The sequence below is a fragment of the Mediterraneibacter butyricigenes genome (genome assembly GCF_003574295.1).
Lineage (GTDB): Bacteria > Bacillota > Clostridia > Lachnospirales > Lachnospiraceae > Mediterraneibacter_A > Mediterraneibacter_A butyricigenes.
Genome location: NZ_BHGK01000001.1, coordinates 2,440,367 through 2,461,382 on the forward strand (window position 1 = coordinate 2,440,367; position 21,016 = coordinate 2,461,382).

Below are 21,016 nucleotides of genomic sequence, written 5' to 3' on the forward strand. Positions count from 1 at the left end.
AATTCATTTTTTAATCTTTGGTCAGGAAGTATTTTATTCAAAGAGTCAGGACTGTTTTCGATTTTTTTCTTGAATGGTTTCAAGACTATTATAGAGCATTATTTGCATAGTAAAAAGCATTTTTTGTGTATATAAAGAAAATATTGCCTGATATAATGAAGATAAAGGATGCAAGCGATGGAAGGATCTGTCGGACATCCGAACTTGAACGAAGGCAAATCGATTTATAAATCTGGGGACTGTTAAGGAGGACGACAATGAAACTGAATCTGGAACGTTATCATGGACTTGGAAACGATTATTTTGTATATGATCCGAATAAAAATGAACTGAAGCTGACACAGAAAAATGTAGAACTGATTTGTGACAGAAAGAAGGGATTGGGAGCAGATGGTATCCTGGAAGGGCCGATCCTGGAAGGAAAATATCCGTCGGTTCGCATCTGGAATTCTGACGGAAGTACAGCAGAAAAGTCCGGAAACGGAATTCGTATTTTTGCAAAATATCTGAAAGACGCCGGATATGTTCAGAAAAAGAACTTTAAATTACAGACAGAGGGCGGAGCGGTAGAAATCACTTACTTAAGCGAAGACGGAAATCGTCTGAGAGTCTCGATGGGAAAGGTATCCTTTTACAGTGATGAGATTCCGGTAATTGGGGAGCGAAGAGAAGTGATCAATGAGGATATGGTCTTTGCAAGGACGCTATATCCGACAACTTGCGTGTCCGTAGGAAGTCCGCAGTGTGTGATCCCGATGCGGGAAATTTCAAAAGATCTGGTCTGCCATATCGGAAAATATTCAGAAAATGCCAGATATTTCCCGAACCGGATCAACACCCAGATCATGAAAGTAACGGATCGGGAAAATGTTTCCATCGAGATCTTCGAACGTGGAAGTGGTTATACTCTGGCATCCGGAACCGGTGCCTGCGCAGCGGCAGCAGTCGCTTACAAGCTTGGAATGACGGAAAATAAAGTCATCGTTCATATGCCGGGCGGAGATCTGATGGTAGAAGTGGATGAAAACTGGAATGTATTCATGACAGGAGACGTATTCTACGTGGCAAAGATCGGACTCAGTGATGAGTTCGGTGAGATGCTTTATGCACTGTCAAAAGAGTAAGAAAAACAGAATCTGACAAGAAGACAGCCGGGGCGGTTTACTGCCCCGGCTGTTCTATGTTATGATAATCTCACGTGAGCGTTAGCGGAAGCGGAACGCAGGAGAAGAGCGGGAGCAAGTCGGAACTTACTCTACGCGAGTGGCGAATGGCGCTCAGGGTAGCTGCAGCGAAGCAGGCAGCGTTAAGCACCGAAGGTGCGCACCATGGGATAACGCAACAAAGAATTAGAAAGGATCAGGCAGTCATTATGGCTTTAAGACTTATTCTGGGAAATTCCGGTTCCGGAAAATCCTATCAGTTATATCAGCATATTATTGCGGAATCACAGCAGAATCCGCAGACGGAGTATCTGGTGATCGTGCCGGAGCAGTTCACCATGCAGACTCAGAAAGATCTGGTGACCATGCATCCGAACAAAGGGATCATGAATATCGATGTGTTGAGCTTTGCGCGTCTGGCACACAGGATCTTTGAAGAGGTGGGACAGAGCCATCGGGCGGTACTGGATGATGAGGGAAAGAATCTGATCCTTCGAAAGATTGCCGGAGCTTATGAAAAGGATTTGAAAGTTCTGGGAGGAAATCTGAAAAAACAGGGCTATATCAGTGAAGTGAAGTCTGTGATTTCGGAATTTGCCCAGTATGGTGTCGATGGAACCGACCTGGAAGATCTGATCGGTGGCATGAAAGAAAACAGTTATCTTGCCTGGAAACTTACGGATATCCAGATCCTTTCGGAAGGGTTTTACCGGTATCTGTCCGATAAATATATTACGAAAGAAGAACTGCTGTATGTATTGCGTCAGGTGGCAGGAAAGTCAGAAATTTTGAAAGACGCGGTGATCGCGCTGGATGGATTTACCGGATTTACACCGGTACAGGAAACACTGATCGGAGAGTTGTTACAAATTTGTAAAGATGTCTGGGTGACGGTGACCGGTGATGAGAGGGAAGATCTGTTTGTGTATGAACATCCTTATCAATTGTTTGGCTTAAGCAAACAGATGGTGACCGGACTGATTCGGACGGCAAGGGAAGCAAAGGTGAAGATAGAAGGCCCTCTCTGTCTTTATCAGAAACCGGTCTATCGGTATCGGAACAATCCAGAGCTTGCCTTTCTGGAGGAAGAACTGTTTCGCTATTCCAGAAAAACCTGGCAGGGAGATTCTGACAGGGTGCGAATCCTGTCTGCGAGAAACCCCAAGGAAGAGGCGGTGTATGTGGCGGAGACTATCCGGCGTCTGGTTCGGACGAAAGGGTACCGTTATCGGGAAATTGCGGTGATCGCGCCGGATCTGTCTTTGTATGCCGAAGAATTTGAACATGCCTGTGAGCGTTATGAGATTCCGGTGTTTACTGACCACAAACGGAGTATTTTGCTGAATTCTTTTGTGGAATACGTGCGGAGCCTTTTGTCCATGGCAGAAAAAAATTACAGCTATGACAGCGTATTTCGATATCTGAGGAGCGGACATGCCGGATTTACCATGGAAGAAGTGGATCTGATGGAGAACTACGTGTTGGCGCTGGGTATCCGTGGCTATAAAAAATGGCAGGAAAAATGGATTCGTCGGACAGAAAGCGTTCAGGAAGAGGAACTGGAAGTTCTGAATCATCTCCGTGTGCGTCTGGTGGAACAACTGGATCCGTTGATGTTTATTTTAAAGAAGAGAAGAAAATCAGTGCTGGACATTACCCAGGCGGTCTGTGAATTTCTGGAAAAAGAAAAATTGCAGGAACAGCTTGTTGCAATGGAAGAAATGTTTCAGGATCGTGGAGATGTGGCACTGGCAAAAGAATATGCGCAGATTTACCGGATTGTGCTGGAACTGTTCGACAAATTTGTGGAACTTCTGGGGGACGAAACAGTATCCCTGAAAGAATACTGTGAACTTCTGGATGCCGGGCTGACGGAGGCAAAAGTGGGTGTAATTCCGCCGAGTATCGACCAGGTGACGATCGGGGACATGCAAAGAAGCCGTCTGAAAGAGATTAAGGTCCTCTTTCTGGTGGGAGTCAATGATACGCTGATTCCGGGAACCAATGGTTCCATGGGACTTCTGACAGAACAAGACAGAGAAGTGCTAAAAGAAAAGAAACTGCATCTGTCACCGGGAGCCAGAGAACAGAATTTTATCCAGAAATTTTATCTGTATATGAATCTGACAAAGCCGTCGGAGGCATTGTATCTGTCCTATTCCAAATCTGCATCAGACGGAACAGCGCTTCGCCCGGCCTATCTGATCTGGGATCTGAAACGACTGTTTCCGAAACTGGAAGTGGAAGAGGATGCAAAGCGAAGAATGGAGCGGCGGGAATTTTCGGAGCAGACCGGACTGGAAGAAGTGCTGGACGGACTGCGCAAACGACAGACCGGACTGGAAGAAAGCTGGAAAGAATTGTATACCTGGTACTATAGCAATCCCAAATGGGCAGCACAGGTGGAGCGTCTGGTGGAGACGGCGTTTTACAGGAAAGATCCGCAGTGGATAAGGGATGTGACGGCAAAGGTGCTCTACGGAGAGAATGCGCAGTTATCTGCCACACGAATGGAACGGTTTGCAGCCTGTGCCTATGCACATTTTCTGGCGTATGGACTGAAATTGAAGGAACGGGAAGAATACCGGTTTGAGGCAATGGATCTGGGAAATATTGTGCATAAAGCATTGGAATTATTTTCTAATAAGGTGATAAAAGAAGGGATGACCTGGGAAGAACTGGAGGAAGAAAAACAACGGGAACTGGTGGAAGAATGCGTGCAAGAAAGTATTGCATGCTATGAAAATACGATCCTGTACAGTTCAGCGAGAAACGAGTATATGATCTTCCGGATCCGGAAACTTCTGGAGCGGACGATCTGGGCGTTGACAAAGCAACTGGAAAAAGGAAACTTCCGGATCAGTGCATCGGAGCTGAAGTTCGGTGGTGGAAAGATTGACCGGGTCGATACCTGTGAAAGCGGCGAAAAACTTTATGTAAAAGTGATTGATTATAAGACCGGCAGCAAGGCGTTTGATATTACGGCGATGTATCATGGATTACAGATGCAGTTGATGATCTATCTGGGTGCGGCCATGGAATATGAAAAAAGACGGCATCCGGAGAAGGAATTACACCCGGCAGGAGTGTTTTACTATCAGGTGAAAGACCCACTGGTGGAAAAGGGGGACAGCCTGTTAAAAGAATTAAGACCGGATGGTCTGGTCAGTGATGTGGAGGATGTGCTGAAGGGGATGGACCGGCAGCTCGAGGGAGAGTCGGAAGTCATTCCGGTAAAACGGAACAAAGACCAGTCTCTGGCGAAGAGTTCCAAGGCGGTTTCAGAAGAAGATTTCGATGTAATGCTCCGTTATGTCCGGGGCCTGGCAGAGCAGATGCAGGAGAGGATCCAGAGGGGAGAGACTGGAATCTATCCCTATCTGCTGGGACAGAAATCGGGGTGTGATTACTGTAAATACCGGGAAATCTGTGGATTTGACCTGGCCTTTGAAGGCTGTGAATATCACCGGATGAAATCCTGGAAGAAAGATGAAGTATTGGAGCAGATGAGAAAGGAGCTGGAATCATGAGTGTATCCTGGACAACGGAACAACAACAGGTGATCGATCTGAGAGACCGGAACATTCTGGTTTCGGCGGCAGCAGGTTCCGGTAAGACAGCGGTTCTGGTAGAGCGTATCTTAAAACGACTGACAGACCCGGTGCGCCCCGTGGATGTGGATCATCTGCTGGTGGTAACTTTTACAAAGGCAGCAGCGGCAGAGATGAAGGAACGAATCCGGGAATCTCTGGAAAAGCTGATGGAATCGGGAGAGACGGACGAGAGAATCTTAAGGCAGGCCACGCTGGTACACAGTGCGCAGATCACAACGATTGACAGTTTCTGTCAGTCGGTAATCCGGGATCATTTTCACCGGATCGATCTGGATCCGGGATTCCGGGTGGCTGAAGAAGGAGAACTGACCCTGCTTATGCAGGATGTAATGGAAGAATTTCTGGAAGAAAAATATGCAGAAAAATCAGAAGCATTTCTTCGTTTTGTGGAAGCCTACGCCACAGGAAGAGACGACAAAAAGCTAGAGGAAATGATTCTAAAACTTTACAGTTACTCCCGGAGTTATCCGGATCCGGAAGGATATCTGGAAACCTGCCGGGCTTCTTATCGGTTGGAAGAAGACGGGCAGCTCCCGCTGGAACTGCAAAGACAGGTTTGTGAGGACGTGAAACGACGGCTGGAAGATCTGGATCGGATGCTGGATGAGGCAAGGAAGATTGCAGGGGAGGCAGACGGCCCTTTTATGTACGACGAGATGTTGGAAAAGGATCAGATGTTACTGCAGAAACTTCTGGATGCGGCAGAGGAAGAGCAGCCGCTTTCCGCCATGTATCAGGCGAGTGAAGGGATTCGGACCAAGAAGGGATTTCAGGCATTATCCCGAAAGAAGAGTGATCAGGTGGATCCGGAAAAAAGGGAACTGGTGAAAGAGATTCGGGATCAGGTAAAGAAACTGGCGGTAGAGATCTGTAAGGACTATTTCTATGAATCGCCGGAAGAACAGGCACAGGAGCTGTCAAACTGTCAGGAACCGATGGAAGTGATGACAGAACTGGTGCGGGAGTTTGGGCAGAAATTTGCAGAGGCGAAAGCAGACAGGAATTTGATTGACTTTGGAGATATGGAACAATTTGCCCTGAAAATTCTGGCAGAGAAGCAGGCGGACGGAACCTGGAAACCGACCCAGGCAGCAGAAGAGTATCAGGAACGGTTTGAAGAAATCATGATCGATGAATACCAGGACAGCAATATGCTTCAGGAGACGATTCTGACCAGTGTGTCCAGAGCCGGGCGCGGACAGCAGAATATGTTCATGGTAGGGGATGTGAAACAGAGTATTTACCGGTTCCGCCTTTCCAGACCGGATCTGTTTATGGACAAATTTGACCGGTATACTCTGGAAGAAAGCGAGAATCAGAGGATAGATCTTCATAAAAACTTCCGAAGCAGAGCGGAAGTGCTGGAGGGGGTCAATTTTGTCTTCCGGCAGATCATGCACAAGGATCTGGGCGGAGTGGAATATGATGATCGAGCTGCTCTTTATCCGGGAGCAATTTTTCCGGAGTTTCCGGGAAAAACAGGAGCTGAGAAGATAAATCTGGACTGCGAACTGATTTTAAATGATATAGGAAAAGAAGAAAAAGAAAGTCTGAATCTGGAAGAAACGGATCGGGAACTGGAAGCAAAGACGGTGGCAATCCGTATCCGACAGCTTCTGGCAGAAGGGCTGGTTCTGGATAAAGAAACCGGAGAATACCGCAGGCCTTCTTATAAAGATATTGTCATTCTGACCCGGAGTGTACGAGGATGGGCAGACATTTTTTCGGAAGTGCTGAAAGAAGAAGGAATTCCGGTCTATGCAGGCAAAACGGAAGGATATTTTGAAACCTACGAAGTAGCATTATTGCTGGATTACCTGAAAATCCTGGATAATCCCAGACAGGATCTGGCGATGACGGCGGTGCTGACATCTCCACTTTGCGGAATGAACAGTGAACAACTTGCACAGATACGTAACGCCTTCCCGGAGGTACCTTTCTATGAGGCGGTGCAGGCGTGCGCGGAAGAGGCTTTTTCTGAAGAAAGAACAGGGGAAGTGGAAGTTCCGGCGGATTTCCCGGAAAAAGAGACGAAGGAATCGTTAAAAAAACTCTGGAAAGATTTCAAATATTTTCGGGAAAAGGTTCCTTATACGGCAATCTATGATCTGCTCTGGGAAATTTTAAACCGAACCGGATATTATCATCTGATGTCTGTGATGCCGGGAGGCGAACAGAGACAGGCCAATCTGGATATGCTTCTGAATCAGGCGGCGGCCTTTGAACAGACCAGTTATAAAGGATTGTTTCATTTTGTACGTTATATCGAGCAGTTGAAACGCTATGAGATTGACTACGGAGAAGCGTCTGTAACGGATGAGCAGATGGATGCAGTCCGGCTGATGAGCATCCACAAGAGTAAGGGGCTGGAATTTCCGATCGTGTTTGTCTGTGGAATGAGTAAACGGTTTAACCGACAGGATTCCATGGGAGCTGTGGTACTTCATCCGGAACTGGGTGTGGGAATCGACAGTGTGGATCTGGAACAGCGGACGAAGACGGTGACACTTCAGAAAAAGATAATCCAGCATGCCGTGAATCTGGAAAATTTGGGAGAAGAACTCCGGATCCTCTATGTGGCAATGACAAGAGCAAAAGAAAAACTGATTCTGACAGGATCTCTTGCAAATGCAGAAGAAAAGATGAATAAAGAAAGCGGGGCGACTACATTTTCTGCCAGATACAAAGCAAATTCCTATCTGGACTGGCTTCTTATGGCACTGAAAAATCGGGAGGAGAAGACTCCATTTTCCATCCGGATTCGAAAAATAGAAGAAATGGCGACGGAAACGGCTCAGGTGGCGGTGGCAGAAAGTATGGCAAGAGAAGAACTGCTGCAATGGAAACCGGGGAAAGAGACTCCGTCTGACTGGATGAAGGAAACGATCCGGCAGATGGAATATCAGTATCCGTATAAAGATGCACAGCAGATGAAATTGAAATTTACGGTTTCAGAGCTGAAAAAGAGGGATTACCTGGAGGAAGAAGCCGGAGAGATTCTGGTAGAAGAAAAAGAAGTTGTTCCGTTGATTCCGGAATTTATGCAGGAATCTACCGGACTCAGTGGCGCATCCAGGGGAAGTGCTTATCATAAGCTTCTGGAATTGCTGGATTATCGGCAGGCGTATTCGATGGATCAGTTGAAAGATACCATAGAACGTCTGGTAGAAGAAGAGAAAATGTCACAGGAGATGGCAGATTGCATCCGCAGAACCGATATTTTACATTTTCTGGAGTGTGGACTTGGACAGCGAATGCATCAGGCGGCGAAAGCGGATGCCCTGAGAAAAGAGCAGCCTTTTGTTCTTGGTGTCCCATCACAGGAAGTCTATCCGGAGCAGACGGAGGAAGAATGGATTCTTGTGCAGGGAATTATTGACGTGTTCTTTGAAGAAACGGATGGGCTGGTATTGCTGGACTATAAGACCGACCGGGTGAAGACGGGAGAAGAACTGGTGGAACGATATCATACCCAGTTGGAATATTATGGGCAGGCATTGGAACAGTTGTTGGGGAAAAAGGTGAAAGAAACCTGGATCTACTCCTTTGCACTGGGAAAGGAGATCCGTCTCGGATAGGAAATTTGTCCGGAGTTGCAGGGAAATGGGAAACGGAATATTATCAGGAATGTTAATAGCGGGGTATCTCGCGATGATAAACATGATTACATTTGTACTATATGGAATTGATAAAAGAAAAGCGGTGAAAAATCAGTGGAGAATCCGGGAGAGTACCCTTCTTTTGCTGGCGGCAGCAGGTGGGGCGGTTGGAGCATGGCTGGGAATGAAAGTGTTTCATCATAAAACGAAGCACAGGAAATTTATCATACTGGTTCCGGTGTTTGCGGTGATCTGGATTTTCCTGTTGGCAGAGTGGCTGCGTGTTTGGAAATAGAAGTAAAACAGAAAGGGGAAATTTGAAAGTTTCAGAATAAATCCAAAAATGATTTTGGAGAGTGATAAAGATACTTCAAAACAGCCTGGAGAGGAAAAATGAGAAGAGTACGGAAATATACGCCGGGGTTAAGGAAACTGTGAGAAAAGATATACACGGGATATGGATGAAAGTCTGGAGGATTCCGCAGGCGGGAGGAAGAGAAGCGTGAAAGAAAAGGAACGGAAGAAGATTGTACTGGCATCAGCTTCGCCGAGAAGACGGGAGTTGATGAAGCTTCTGAATATGAAATTTGAAGTGAAAACTTCTGACGAAGAAGAGGTTTATCAGAGCACAGAACCGGAAGAGATCGTAAAAGAGCTGGCGCGGCAAAAGGCGGGAAATGTAGCGAAACACTGCAAAAATTCCTGGGTAATTGGTGCGGATACCGTGGTGGTTATCGATGGAGAAATTTTGGGAAAGCCGAAAACGACGGAAGAGGCGATTTCCATGATTTTAAGACTTCAGGGAAGAAGCCATCAGGTCTATACGGGAGTGGCAATCCTGGAGACAGGAGAAAATCCGGAGTGTGAATGTCTGGAAAGGGATGCTCATGTGGAGCGGACGGACGTGACAGTCTGGAGTATGACCGAAGAAGAAATCAGGGAGTATGTTGCCACCGGTGAACCCATGGACAAAGCGGGTGGCTATGGGATCCAGGGTGCTTTCGCGGTGTATGTAAAAGGAATCAGAGGGGATTACTATAATGTGGTAGGATTCCCGATTGCTTATGTGGCGCATAAGGTGAAAGAACTGGTGAGATAGAGATTTGACGGAGCGGATTGTAGAAAAGGCGTATTTGTTATATTTAAGAAAGCTCTCCGTGGGGCTATAAGATTTCAAAAGGAAGTCTTATAGCCCCTTTTCTATGCAAATCTAAAGGTTTTCTTAAGATAACAATATTATATTGACAACATATATTATACAATATATAATATGTATATCAAAACAATATAAGATAAATTACAACATCGGAAGGAGGAGCGTTCTATGGTATTTAATACCGGAGCCACTCTGTTGGATGCAATTGTATTGGCAGTCGTTTCCCGAGAGGAAGAGGGAACCTATGGATATAAGATCACGCAGGATGTAAGAAAAGCAATTGATATTTCGGAATCTACCTTATATCCGGTGCTTCGCAGATTACAGAAGGATGACTGTCTGGAGACATATGACCAGCAGTATGATGGCAGAAACCGACGTTATTATAAAGTGACAGACCGAGGAAGAGCGCAATTGGATATGTATCGAAAGGAATGGAAGACCTATTCTGAAAAGATCAGTGCACTGTTTGAAGGAGGTGGGGCCAGATGAACCGAGCAGAATTTATGAAAAGGCTGGAAGAACTTCTGGCAGATATTCCTGAAGAGGAGCGTGTAGAAGCTCTGGAATATTATGAGGGATATTTTGAAGATGGCGGGCCGGAACGAGAAGAGGAGATTATCCGGGAACTGGAAAGCCCGGAAGTGACGGCGGCTATGATCAAAGAGGATATTGAGGAAATTCCGAGAGATGGTGTACAAAATGCACCGGCACTCAGAGAACAAACCGCAGAAGAAAAAGAGACACCGCCGGCAAGAAAAGGCTATCGGTATCAGCGGACAATGAATTCCAAAAAGAAGGAAAACGGACCGAAATACCGGTACGGTATGAGTGGAACGGACGGAGGATATACAGGAACAGGTACGACTCAGGGAACGGCAGAGGATCTGAAAGCCGATGGGGAGAAAAAGCCCTGGACCAGTACGACGCTGAAAGTAATCCTGATTATTGCAATCATACTGGTTGGAGTTCCAATCGTCTTACCGTTGGGGCTGGGAGGTCTTGGAACGGTCATTGCACTGATCGCAGCGTTAATCTGTGTGTGCATTGCACTTTGGGTGACTGCCGTTGCATTTTTGCTTACGGGAGTCGCTGTGGCAATCTGGGGACTGATTCGGATCTTTATGATTCCGTCAGCGGGTATCTTCCTGCTGGGTGCGGGAATGATCACGACAGCGTTAAGTCTGATTGCAGTGGTAGGATTCACGAAACTGTGTCTGATTGTGTATCCGGCAATGTTCCGTTGGGTAGTTGATCTGGTTCGCAAACTGATTCACAGAAAGGGGGAGGCATAGATGAAAAAGCGTTGGAAAATATTCTGGATTACCTGTGCAGTTCTCGGGATCCTGGGAATTGCGTTCTGCATGACAGGTCTTGCGATGGGTGTGACATTAAGAGATATTGAAAAGGTCAGCATCAATGTTGGCGGAGATGATTGGGAGGATGACGACTGGGACGAAGATGACTGGGATGACCCAGAGGATCCGGACGATGCAGAAGATTTACAGAAGGCAGCTGTTACAGAAAGCGAGAGCGCGACAGAAAGCATTCATTATTACGATCCGGCGAAAGAACTGGAATTGAAGGTAAAGCGCGCGAAAATCGAGATTCAGGAATATGATGGAGATAAGATCTGTGTGGACCAAAACAAACTGAACGAAGATCTGACGGTCAGCAGTTCGATAAAGGACGAGAAACTTCTGATTTCAGTCAAGGGCGATTCAGAGGACAATGAAGGTACCCTTCTAATCAAACTTCCTAAAGATACAGCGTTTGAGAGCCTTGAACTTGATCTCTATGGTGGCATTTTGCAGGTGACGAAGATTCAGGCATCGGATTTGGATCTGAGTGCCTCAGCAGGACTGATTCAGCTGTCAGATTTTCAGGCAGACAACATGGACATTGAGTGTGGAGCCGGAGAAATCCGGATATCCGGAAGGGTGACACAGGATGCGGATATTGAGTGCGGAGTGGGAACTGTCTCTGCGACCCTTCTTGGAAAAGAAACGGATTATGATTATAATCTGTCCTGTGGAATCGGTGATATCAAAGTTGCTAATGATTCTTACTCCGGGATTGGCAGAGAAATGGAGCTGAATAACGGACAGGGAAAATCGATTCAGGTGGACTGCGGAGTCGGCAGCGTGAATCTGCAATTTGCAGACAGCTTATAAAATTTGTGGGATTCTTTCTATATATAATATGAGTTAAGGTAATTTATGCAAGGTTTGGCACTCTTTGAGGAACCGACAATCAGGACAACAGATATCAGAACATTAAGAGAAGAATAATCAGGAAAAGGAAAGGTGCAAGAGTATGGAACAGAAAAAATTATACAGATCAAAAAAGAATCGGATGATATGCGGAGTATGCGGCGGCATCGGAGAATATTTTAATATTGATGCAACACTGATACGTCTGGCACTGGTGTTGCTGGCGTGCACCGGCAGTGGAATTCTGGCATATTTCGTGGCAGCAGTTATTATTCCGGACAATCCGGAAGAGTAAAAGGACGGAAATGACGGAATGGAAAATCCGATCAGAAGAATAGCGCTATGAAAAACTGGTGATACTCCTTAAAAAAGGAGATGGAACCATGGGAAAAAAGAAAGAACAACCAATTGATTTAAACAACATCGAACCGGAAGAAAAATTAAAATACGAGATTGCAGAAGAACTGGGACTTTTAGACCGTGTGGCAGAACATGGCTGGAAGTCCCTTACTTCAAAGGAAACCGGAAGGATCGGAGGATTGCTCAACAAGAGAAAACACAAGAACTGAATCTTTACATTCTATTCCATTTTTGGTAAAATAATAGCCTGAGTTTTTAAGACAAATAATCGAGGAATCTATTATGGAAGAAACCATAAAAATCTTTGGGATAGAAATAGAAAATATTACGGCAAAAGAAACGATGAAAAAAGCAGTGGAGATGCTGGATCAGGAGGGATTAAGTCTGGTGGAACTTCTGACGATGGATACGTTGCTGTTGGGGCAGGATGATGCAGAACTGAAAGAGGCGGTCGGCGAGATGGATCTGGTACTATCAGGTTCGGCGGAACTTTATGAAGCGGCGGAGATCCAGGAGGCAAGATGTCTGCAAAGACCATCGGAGCGTCCGTTTATCCAGATGTTTCTGAAATATCTCCAGAAAAGTAAAAAAAGAGTGTACCTGTTGACGGAGAGTGAGCCAGAAAAGGAGATTCTGCTTTCGATGCTGGAAGAAAAGTTCCGGGGGATGATGATCGTGGGAAGCGGAGCCTTCCCGGAGGAATGCTCGGATGAGATGGTGGTCAATGAAGTCAATGGCCTGGAAGCGGACTGTATCCTGTCGGTGCTTCCCTCACCGAGACAGGAGCTGTTTGCCGTTCGCAACAGGGCGCTTTTGAACGTCCATATGTGGCTTGGATGCAGCAATCTGATCCAGGAAAAATATGAGGAAGCCATGCACATTCACCGGTTCCGTAATTTTCTGGTGCGCAAATTTTTCAAACATCAGGTGGGGCTGGAGAAGAGACAGGATGAGGAATAAGGCTTTTTCAAAGCCCATTGTGAAGAATGTATAATAAAAAAATATGAACTTTTTATGAAATTTATGAGGAAATGCATGAAAATATGCGATTTCCTCTTCCTTTTTTTGTGATTTTGCATTAAGATAAAAAATAAGTTTGTTTGTCAGTATGTATTCGACATGGTTTTTTTGTATAAAATGTATATTGACGACAAGGTAAGATCAGAAATAAAAGAAATCAACATAAGGATGAGTGGAGGGAGACATATATGATTTCAAATCAAATACTTCAGAACACAATTGATGGTCTTAAGGGTATATCCAGAATTGATTTCTGTGTACTCGATACAGAGGGCAAGACCCTGGCCAGTACTTTTTCTGACGGAAAAGACTATGAAGAAAACGTTTTGGCATTTGTAGAGTCACCGGCAGAAAGTCAGGTTATCCAGGGGTGTCAGTTCTTTAAGATTTTTGACGAGATGCAGTTGGAGTATGTCCTGATCGTGGCCGGAGAGAATGAAGAGATCTACATGGTAGGCAAGATCGCCGCATTCCAGATCCAGGGACTTCTGGTTGCGTACAAAGAGCGGTTTGACAAAGATAATTTTATCAAGAATCTATTGCTTGATAATCTGCTGCTGGTAGATATTTATAACCGTGCGAAGAAACTGCACATTGATACGGAGGTCAGAAGAGTCATCTTCCTGATCGAGACGAATCATGAAAAAGACAGTGTGGCACTGGAAAATGTCCGTGCGCTGCTGGGCAATAAATCGAAAGATTTTGTGACGGCTGTTGACGAAAAGAATCTGATCGTGGTGAAAGAACTCTCTGAAACCGATGGTCTGAAAGAACTGGAAAAGATGGCTCAGAATATGCTGGAACTCTTAAAAAATGAGAACGAGGGAGACAGTTTTCACATCGCATACGGAACCATTGTGAATGACATCAAAGAGGTGTCAAAATCATACAAAGAAGCCAAGCTTGCATTAGACGTGGGAAAAATTTTCTTTGACGAAAAGGATATTATAGCGTATAGTACTCTTGGTATCGGACGATTGATCTATCAGTTGCCGATCCCTCTTTGTAAAATGTTCATCAAGGAGATCTTTGAGGGGAAATCACCGGATGAGTTTGACGAAGAGACGTTGACCACGATCAATAAGTTCTTCGAGAACAGCCTGAATGTATCCGAGACATCCAGACAACTGTATATCCACAGAAATACTCTGGTGTATCGTCTGGATAAGCTGCAGAAAAGTACAGGGCTCGACTTGAGAGTTTTTGAAGATGCCATTACCTTCAAGATCGCACTTATGGTTGTGAAGTATATGAAATACATGGAAAGTATGGAATATTAGAAGTACGTTTTCTACATAAGGAGGAGTATATGATTGAATTACAAAATGTGACCAAAGAGTACTCCAAGGGCAATGCAGCGCTCAACGGAGTATCCGTAAAGATCGAACAGGGAGAGTTCGTCTTTGTGGTTGGGGACAGTGGATCAGGAAAGTCAACCCTGATCAAATTGATCATGAAAGAACTGGATCCGACAGAGGGAACAATTGTCGTAAATGGCAAGAATCTGAACAAAATGAAACACAGACAGATTGCAAAGTACAGAAGAGGGATCGGAGTGGTATTCCAGGATTTCCGTCTTCTGAAAGACCGCAATATCTATGAAAATATTGCCTTTGCACTTCGGGTGACGGAGACACCGACCCGTATCATTAAACAGAAAGTACCTGCAGCACTTTCACTGGTGGGACTTGCACAGAAATACAAGTCTTTCCCGAAAGAACTTTCCGGAGGAGAGCAGCAGAGAGTTGCGATTGCGAGAGCGATTGTCAATGAACCGGCGATCCTTCTGGCAGATGAGCCTACCGGAAATCTTGACCCCACAAATTCATGGGAGATCATGAGTCTTTTGAAAGAAGCGAATGAGAGAGGAACGACTGTATTGGTCGTAACGCACAACCAGGAAATTGTAAACGAGATGAACGAGCGCGTGATCACGATGAAACAGGGCGTGATCGTCAGCGACGAGAAAAAAGGTGGGTATTTCGATGAGGATTAGTACAGTAGGATATGTAGGAAAGCAGGGTGTGAAGAGTATCTGGAGAAACAAAATGTTCTCCCTTGCTTCCATAGCAACAATGTCTGCCTGCATTTTCCTTTTTGGACTGTTTTTCTCCATCGTCCTGAATCTGCAGTATATCGTGAAGTCTGCGGAAGAAGGTGTGGCGATCACAGTCTTCTTTGACAAGGATGCAACAGACAAACAGATTAAAGAAATCGGTAAAAAATTAGAGGCGCGGGACGAAGTATCCGACGTACAGTATGTGTCTGCCGATGACGCATGGAAGAGTTTCCAGAAAGATTATTTCAAGGACAATGAAAGCCTGGCAGATGGATTTAAAGATGACAATCCGCTGGCAAGCAGCGCCAACTATCAGGTGTTTATGAAGACGTTGAAATCTGATGAATCCGATGTGACATCAGAGATCACGGGAGATGAGAAAACCCTTTCCGAGACTCAGAAGAATCTGGTGTCTTACGCGGAAAGTCTGGACGGCGTCCGTAAGGTTAACCGTTCCGATGTGGTGGCAAATACTCTGACCAGTGTCAACAAACTGGTTTATTATGTATCCATTGTCATCATCGGAATCCTTCTGGCGGTTTCGATCTTCCTGATCAGTAATACGGTTACCACGGGTATTACGGTTCGTAGAGAAGAAATCGCGATCATGAAATATATCGGAGCCAAAGACTTTGTGGTTCGGTCTCCATTCGTAATCGAGGGTCTGATCATTGGTCTGATCGGTGCGTTGATCCCACTGGCGGTTCTGTATTTCTCCTATGGTCGTGTGGTTGGCTACATCATGGACAAATTCAGTATCCTGAACAACATCATTACCTTCCTGCCGGTACAGTCCGTCTACAAACTGTTGCTTCCGGCCGGTTTGCTGATGGGAGTCGGAATCGGTTTCCTGGGAAGCTTCTTTACCGTGCGCAAGCATCTGAAAGTATAGGAGTTGCCTATGACTGGACGAATGAAACGGCTGGTGAGTGCAGTCTGTGTGTTTGCACTTTGCACTGGGATGAGCATGAATGTTCATGCCACCGCAATCGATGATGCAAAGAAAAAGGGACAGGAGTTGGAGAACCAGAAAAATGCGGCTCAGTCCCAGAAGCAGTCTCTGACAGACCAGATCAATTCGATCGTGTCCGAGATGCAGAAGACACAGGATAAGCTGACAGCAAAAGAAGAAGAAATCGATCAAAAGGAAGAAGAACTGACACAGGCTAAGATCGATGAAAATGATCAGTATGAGAGCATGAAGAAACGAATCGTTTTCATGTATGAAAACGGAAATGCCCAGTGGCTGGAGACGTTGCTTTCTTCCAAAGATATTACAGATTTCCTGAATAAGGCAGAATATGTTTCTGAGATGTCGTCCTATGACAGAGATATGCTGACGGAATTTCAGAACGTTGTAAAAAAAGTAGAGAAGCAGGAAGCTGCTTTGAAAAAAGAGTATTCGGAACTGTCCGAGCTTCAGACTCAGTTGAATGATCAGAAGGATGAAGTACAGAAAGTTCTGGATGCTACCAATGTTCAGCTTGCAGATCTGGAAAAACAGATCGGGGAAAATGCGGCAAACTTAAATAAGCTGATCGCAGAAGCCCAGGCAGCCGCAGAACGTCAGAAACAGGCAGCAGCGGCGGCCGCAGCCAGCAAGAAAAACAATGGTACATATGTCACACCGGGACCGTCCGTAGTCAGCGGTAACGGAACTTTTACCCATCCGTGTCCTTCCGGCTATATCACTAGCTACTTCGGAGAATACAGAAGTCCAAGTGATCCGGCACACAAGGGAATGGATTTCGGAACCGGAGGTCAGGCTGTACCGACTTACGCGGCAGCGGCAGGAACTGTAGTCATTGCAGGCTGGAGCAACAGTGCCGGTAACTGGGTGGTAATCAACCACGGAAACGGACTTGTAACAAAATATATGCACCATTCGGCATTGTGTGTATCAGCAGGACAGACTGTGTCCAAGGGGCAGCAGATCGGCCTGACCGGTACCACGGGAAATTCTACGGGTGTGCATCTGCATTTCCAGGTAGAGGTCAACGGAATTGCAGTCGATCCGAGAACTTATCTGTAAAGGATGGCCTGAAAAAGGAGAAGAAACATGGAACAAAATGGATATCAGTATTCAGAGAATCTTCCTCCGAAAAAAGAGGATGGGCATAAGTTTATAAAGGGGGCGCTTTTGGGCGCCCTTCTCGTGTGTCTGGTGATCGCAGCAGGAACGGCACTGGGATTCGTAAAGATCGGTCCGAAAGTGCAGGGCGTTTCCAGCGTGGCAGGCGGCGAGCAGGTCGTAGATGATGCGACAGAAACCAAACTGGAGTTGATCCAGGCTCTTATCGACCGTTATTATCTGCACGACATTGATAAAGATGCACAGAAAGAATACCTTTATCTCGGATATGTGGCGGGATTGGGAGATCAGTACAGTACCTATTATGACGAAGAAGAGACGAAACAATTGATGGAAGATACGGAAGGTACCTTCAGCGGAATCGGAGCTACCATGACGCTGGAAGAGAGTACCGGGCTGGTAGAAGTCGTCAATGTATATCCGGATTCTCCGGCTGAAAAAGGCGGACTGAAAGATGGAGACAAGATTTACCAGGTAGACGGAGAAGACATCGCCGGTCAGGATCTTTCGGAAGTAGTCGCAAAGATCAAAGGGGAAAAGGGAACCGATGTGTCTTTAAGCGTATATCGCGGAGATGACATGGAAGAAAAGGAACTGACCTTTACCCGTGATACCATCGAAAAAGCTACGGTGGAATATGAAATGAAAGAGAACCATGTGGGATATCTGAAGATTACGGAGTTTGACGATGTGACCTATGACCAGTATGTAAATGCCATGGATGATCTGGAAAATCAGGGAATGGAACGGCTGATCATCGACCTTCGTTCCAATCCGGGCGGAAATGTAAGCACCGTATGCGATATTTTAAAGACGCTTCTTCCGAAAGGAATGATCGTTTATACGGAAGATAAAAACGGGGAAAAGACAGAGTATAAAAATGATGAGGATCATACCTTTGACAAACCGCTGGTTGTGATGGTGAACGGCAACAGTGCCAGCGCATCAGAGATCTTTACCGGAGCGGTACAGGATTACGGACTTGCTACGATCGTTGGAACCCAGACCTACGGAAAAGGTGTGGTACAGCAACTGATCGATCTGCAGGACGGAACCTGCTTAAAGCTGACCGTGTCCCAGTATTATACACCGAAGGGACGCAGTATCAACGGTGTGGGAATTGAACCGGATGAGATCGTGGAATATGAGGAAAACAAGGAAGATCCCAATGCAGATAATCAGTTGGATCGTGCGATGGAAATTGTACAGCAAAAATAAGTGAGAATCAGGGAGTTCCGGGAAACCGGAGCTCCCGTTTTATGTTGCCGGGAATATCAGCAACGAGCCAAAGTCTGAGCCTGTGAAGACCTTGGCAATTGCGCACAATTCCGGAATGTGCCAATCGACAGCTAAGTACCGGATCAGACTTGAAGGATGACGGCGGGGATGATAAGATGGAGACTGTTAAGACGTTTACAGGATAAGGAGCGGAAATGAAAGTATTTTATCGGAAAATCAATCATGGAATCGAGGTTCTCCGCTGTTTTCAGGAGGACTCGGAAATCTGGATCCCGGCAGAGATTGACGGACTTCCGGTGGTGCGGATCGGAGACTATGCCTTTTCCGGGAATTATGAGAAAGAAGGAAGCTTTGAAGTCTGGGAGGACAGCCTGTATCAGGGACGGGATCTGCCGGCATATTGCGGTGAACGGGTGGAAGCGGTGCATTTCCCCGAAAAGGCAGAGGCAATCGGACGTTATGCCTTTTACGGCTGCCGGAATCTGAAAGCCTTATTCTTTCGGAATCGTCTGCTCCAGTTGGGCGCGGGAATCTTTACCGGATGCCGGGGCAGGATGGAGATAGAGATTACATTTGAAGAAAATCGGGAACCTATCAGTTGTTTAAGAGAAATCTGTGGGGAGATCCGATATGAACTGGATGTGACCTGCAAACAGGAAAACGGGGAAATCTTAAGTTATCTGATCTTTCCGGAGCATTATGAGGAAGCGGTGGAAAATACGCCGGCGCGGATTCTGTTTACGCAACATCACGGTTCGGGCAATCATTACCGGCAGTGTTTCTTTCAGCGAAAAATAAAATATGAAGAGTATGACCGGCAGTTTCCGCTGGCAGAGGCACAGGAGTCCATGGAAGTCCTGGCAGGGATTGTCTACGGAAGGCTGCGATATCCTACAGGACTGACGGAACAGAAAAGAGAAATGTATGTCCGGTTCGGCAGAAATCACAGCCTGGAACTGGCGCTTGTGTTCGGCGACTGGGACACTCTGGACGGACTGCGACTGATGGAAAAAGAAAAAATGTTTACAGAAGAGGCCTTTGACGGGGCGATGAAAAAAGCTTCGGACAACAGAAAAGAAGAAGTCTTAAGTTATCTGATGGAAGCACGCAGAAAATTATTCCCGCCAAAAAGGAAGACTTTCGAATTATAAGAAGCATCTGATAAAAAGGAGCATGAAAATGCAGACGGTAGAAGAGCAGTTATATGAAATCGGAACAAAAGTGTTGCAGCAGGCGCACAGTCAGCTTTATCTGAGCATGCGGTACCTGGAAGGGGCATTTTCTGCATTTTCCTATGAAATGCGCCAGGAGACGGATCCCTTTGGAACGGATGGAGCCGTCATTTATTTTCATCCCAGCCATCTGGGAGGACTGTATCAGCAGGACAGAATTCTGGTAAACCGTGGGTATCTGCATCTGGTATTGCACTGCCTGTTCCGGCATTTGTGGACAAGAGGAGACCGGGATCAGAGGGTCTGGAATCTTTCCTGTGATATTGCGGTGGAAAGCATGATCGACCAGATGGAGCATCCCTGTGTCAAACGGGCCAGATCCGTGCGAAAACGGGAGACGTACCATGAACTGGAAAAGACAGGAAAAGTGGAAAGTGCCCAGAATATTTATTACACACTGATGAAATGGAAGCTTTCGGAAGAGACGCTTCAGAAACTGGAAGAGGAGTTTCGGGTGGACGACCATGTATGGTGGGAACGTCCGGATCAGAAGAAGCGACAGGAAATGAATCAGAACTGGCAGGATCAGGCAGAGAAAGCGGAAACCGACCTTCAGACATTTTCCAAAGAAGCATCGGATCAGGCGGGCAATCTGGAAGAATTGTTGACCATTGAAAATAATCCCCGTCACAGTTACCGGGAATTCCTGAAAAAGTTTTCGGTGTTGGCCGAGGAGCCGGGAATCGATCCGGACACCTTTGATTATGGATTTTACAGCTATGGTCTGCGGATGTATGGAAATATGCCCTTGATCGAACCTCAGGAAACCAGAGAGGTAAAACGGATGCGGGAGTTTGTGATTGCGATCGACACGTCCATGTCCTGTAGTGGGAAGCTGGTACAGCGATTTCTGGAAGAAACTTATACAATCCTGAGCGAGGCACAGAACTTTTATGGCAAGGTGCAGTTTCGAATCCTGCAATGTGATGAATCGATTCAGGATGAAGCGGTCATCACAACGGGAGAAGAACTGAAGAACTATATGGAGCATTTGGAATTGAAAGGCGGAGGCGGAACCGATTTTCGTCCGGTCTTTGAACGGGTAGAAGAACTGGTGAGAGATCATGTCTTTGAGAATTTGCGGGGGATGCTGTATTTTACCGACGGATACGGAGTCTATCCGAAGAAAATGCCGCCATTTGAAACCGCTTTCATTTTCCTGGAAGAAGATTATCAGGACAGGGAAGTACCACCCTGGGCAATCCGGCTGGTTTTAAGAGAAGAAGAATTATTGCCATTGGAAAGAGGCAATACAGAGTAAGACGAAGG

18 protein-coding genes are annotated in these 21,016 nt (G+C 46.0%); all 18 read left to right on the top strand.

All coding sequences use genetic code 11. The features are described 5' to 3' along the window. Positions 1–257 precede the first annotated feature (257 nt). The 18 genes from dapF to KGMB01110_RS12095 all read left to right on the top strand — a co-directional run bounded on the left by dapF (position 258) and on the right by KGMB01110_RS12095 (position 21,008). Complete coding sequence (gene dapF / locus KGMB01110_RS12010) at positions 258–1,124, top strand: diaminopimelate epimerase (RefSeq protein WP_117603385.1); 867 nt, start codon at positions 258–260, stop codon at positions 1,122–1,124. 74 nt (positions 1,125–1,198) lie between these two features. Further along, on the top strand, positions 1,199–4,693 hold the full coding sequence (locus tag KGMB01110_RS12015) for a PD-(D/E)XK nuclease family protein (RefSeq protein WP_306307831.1): 3,495 nt from the start codon (positions 1,199–1,201) through the stop codon (positions 4,691–4,693). Further along, positions 4,690–8,355, top strand: a complete 3,666-nt coding sequence (gene addA, locus KGMB01110_RS12020) for a helicase-exonuclease AddAB subunit AddA (protein ID WP_119298529.1) — start codon at positions 4,690–4,692, stop codon at positions 8,353–8,355. The genes KGMB01110_RS12015 and addA overlap by 4 nt, the downstream gene beginning before the upstream one ends. Before the next feature lie 25 nt (positions 8,356–8,380). Further along, positions 8,381–8,671 carry a DUF1294 domain-containing protein gene (locus KGMB01110_RS12025; RefSeq protein ID WP_243112816.1) on the top strand — a complete coding sequence of 97 codons (291 nt, stop codon included), beginning with the start codon at positions 8,381–8,383 and terminating at the stop codon, positions 8,669–8,671. A 207-nt stretch (positions 8,672–8,878) separates the two neighbouring features. After that, complete coding sequence (locus KGMB01110_RS12030) at positions 8,879–9,475, top strand: Maf family protein (protein ID WP_279220924.1); 597 nt, start codon at positions 8,879–8,881, stop codon at positions 9,473–9,475. Between the two features lie 225 nt (positions 9,476–9,700). Next, positions 9,701–10,024, top strand: coding sequence for a PadR family transcriptional regulator (locus KGMB01110_RS12035; RefSeq protein ID WP_117603389.1), 324 nt, complete (start codon positions 9,701–9,703; stop codon positions 10,022–10,024). Continuing rightward, positions 10,021–10,827: an HAAS signaling domain-containing protein gene (locus KGMB01110_RS12040; protein ID WP_119298531.1), complete on the top strand. Its 807-nt coding sequence runs from the start codon at positions 10,021–10,023 to the stop codon at positions 10,825–10,827. The genes KGMB01110_RS12035 and KGMB01110_RS12040 overlap by 4 nt, the downstream gene beginning before the upstream one ends. Beyond that, entirely contained in the window at positions 10,828–11,706 is an 879-nt protein-coding gene (locus KGMB01110_RS12045) for a DUF4097 family beta strand repeat-containing protein (RefSeq protein ID WP_119298532.1), read from the top strand. A 142-nt stretch (positions 11,707–11,848) separates the two neighbouring features. Then, entirely contained in the window at positions 11,849–12,040 is a 192-nt protein-coding gene (locus tag KGMB01110_RS12050; RefSeq protein ID WP_117603392.1) for a PspC domain-containing protein, read from the top strand. Between the two features lie 88 nt (positions 12,041–12,128). Continuing rightward, complete coding sequence (locus KGMB01110_RS12055; protein WP_117603393.1) at positions 12,129–12,314, top strand: small, acid-soluble spore protein, alpha/beta type; 186 nt, start codon at positions 12,129–12,131, stop codon at positions 12,312–12,314. A 73-nt stretch (positions 12,315–12,387) separates the two neighbouring features. Then, complete coding sequence (locus KGMB01110_RS12060) at positions 12,388–13,065, top strand: WecB/TagA/CpsF family glycosyltransferase (RefSeq protein ID WP_117603394.1); 678 nt, start codon at positions 12,388–12,390, stop codon at positions 13,063–13,065. A 248-nt stretch (positions 13,066–13,313) separates the two neighbouring features. Continuing rightward, on the top strand, positions 13,314–14,405 hold the full coding sequence (locus tag KGMB01110_RS12065) for a PucR family transcriptional regulator (RefSeq protein ID WP_119298534.1): 1,092 nt from the start codon (positions 13,314–13,316) through the stop codon (positions 14,403–14,405). A gap of 29 nt (positions 14,406–14,434) precedes the next feature. Next, positions 14,435–15,121, top strand: coding sequence for a cell division ATP-binding protein FtsE (gene ftsE / locus KGMB01110_RS12070; RefSeq protein WP_117603396.1), 687 nt, complete (start codon positions 14,435–14,437; stop codon positions 15,119–15,121). After that, on the top strand, positions 15,111–16,076 hold the full coding sequence (gene ftsX, locus KGMB01110_RS12075) for a permease-like cell division protein FtsX (protein ID WP_119298536.1): 966 nt from the start codon (positions 15,111–15,113) through the stop codon (positions 16,074–16,076). The genes ftsE and ftsX overlap by 11 nt, the downstream gene beginning before the upstream one ends. Positions 16,077–16,085: 9 nt before the next feature. Then, positions 16,086–17,216, top strand: coding sequence for a murein hydrolase activator EnvC family protein (locus KGMB01110_RS12080; protein WP_119298538.1), 1,131 nt, complete (start codon positions 16,086–16,088; stop codon positions 17,214–17,216). A 27-nt stretch (positions 17,217–17,243) separates the two neighbouring features. Continuing rightward, positions 17,244–18,494 carry a S41 family peptidase gene (locus tag KGMB01110_RS12085; RefSeq protein WP_119298540.1) on the top strand — a complete coding sequence of 417 codons (1,251 nt, stop codon included), beginning with the start codon at positions 17,244–17,246 and terminating at the stop codon, positions 18,492–18,494. 215 nt (positions 18,495–18,709) lie between these two features. Next, positions 18,710–19,666, top strand: coding sequence for a leucine-rich repeat protein (locus KGMB01110_RS12090; RefSeq protein WP_119298542.1), 957 nt, complete (start codon positions 18,710–18,712; stop codon positions 19,664–19,666). Positions 19,667–19,688: 22 nt separating this feature from the next. Then, positions 19,689–21,008 carry a vWA domain-containing protein gene (locus tag KGMB01110_RS12095; RefSeq protein ID WP_334294938.1) on the top strand — a complete coding sequence of 440 codons (1,320 nt, stop codon included), beginning with the start codon at positions 19,689–19,691 and terminating at the stop codon, positions 21,006–21,008. The last annotated feature ends 8 nt before the right edge of the window (positions 21,009–21,016 follow it).

What these genes read in the sequence shown, in the direction of transcription:
- dapF (WP_117603385.1), top strand. Translation starts at nt 258, where the DNA reads ATGAAACTGAATCTGGAACGTTATCATGGACTTGGAAACGATTATTTT.
- addA (WP_119298529.1), top strand. Translation starts at nt 4,690, where the DNA reads ATGAGTGTATCCTGGACAACGGAACAACAACAGGTGATCGATCTGAGA.
- KGMB01110_RS12025 (WP_243112816.1), top strand. Translation starts at nt 8,381, where the DNA reads ATGGGAAACGGAATATTATCAGGAATGTTAATAGCGGGGTATCTCGCG.
- KGMB01110_RS12035 (WP_117603389.1), top strand. Translation starts at nt 9,701, where the DNA reads ATGGTATTTAATACCGGAGCCACTCTGTTGGATGCAATTGTATTGGCA.
- KGMB01110_RS12040 (WP_119298531.1), top strand. Translation starts at nt 10,021, where the DNA reads ATGAACCGAGCAGAATTTATGAAAAGGCTGGAAGAACTTCTGGCAGAT.
- KGMB01110_RS12045 (WP_119298532.1), top strand. Translation starts at nt 10,828, where the DNA reads ATGAAAAAGCGTTGGAAAATATTCTGGATTACCTGTGCAGTTCTCGGG.
- KGMB01110_RS12050 (WP_117603392.1), top strand. Translation starts at nt 11,849, where the DNA reads ATGGAACAGAAAAAATTATACAGATCAAAAAAGAATCGGATGATATGC.
- KGMB01110_RS12055 (WP_117603393.1), top strand. Translation starts at nt 12,129, where the DNA reads ATGGGAAAAAAGAAAGAACAACCAATTGATTTAAACAACATCGAACCG.
- KGMB01110_RS12060 (WP_117603394.1), top strand. Translation starts at nt 12,388, where the DNA reads ATGGAAGAAACCATAAAAATCTTTGGGATAGAAATAGAAAATATTACG.
- KGMB01110_RS12065 (WP_119298534.1), top strand. Translation starts at nt 13,314, where the DNA reads ATGATTTCAAATCAAATACTTCAGAACACAATTGATGGTCTTAAGGGT.
- ftsE (WP_117603396.1), top strand. Translation starts at nt 14,435, where the DNA reads ATGATTGAATTACAAAATGTGACCAAAGAGTACTCCAAGGGCAATGCA.
- ftsX (WP_119298536.1), top strand. Translation starts at nt 15,111, where the DNA reads ATGAGGATTAGTACAGTAGGATATGTAGGAAAGCAGGGTGTGAAGAGT.
- KGMB01110_RS12080 (WP_119298538.1), top strand. Translation starts at nt 16,086, where the DNA reads ATGACTGGACGAATGAAACGGCTGGTGAGTGCAGTCTGTGTGTTTGCA.
- KGMB01110_RS12085 (WP_119298540.1), top strand. Translation starts at nt 17,244, where the DNA reads ATGGAACAAAATGGATATCAGTATTCAGAGAATCTTCCTCCGAAAAAA.
- KGMB01110_RS12090 (WP_119298542.1), top strand. Translation starts at nt 18,710, where the DNA reads ATGAAAGTATTTTATCGGAAAATCAATCATGGAATCGAGGTTCTCCGC.
- KGMB01110_RS12095 (WP_334294938.1), top strand. Translation starts at nt 19,689, where the DNA reads ATGAAAATGCAGACGGTAGAAGAGCAGTTATATGAAATCGGAACAAAA.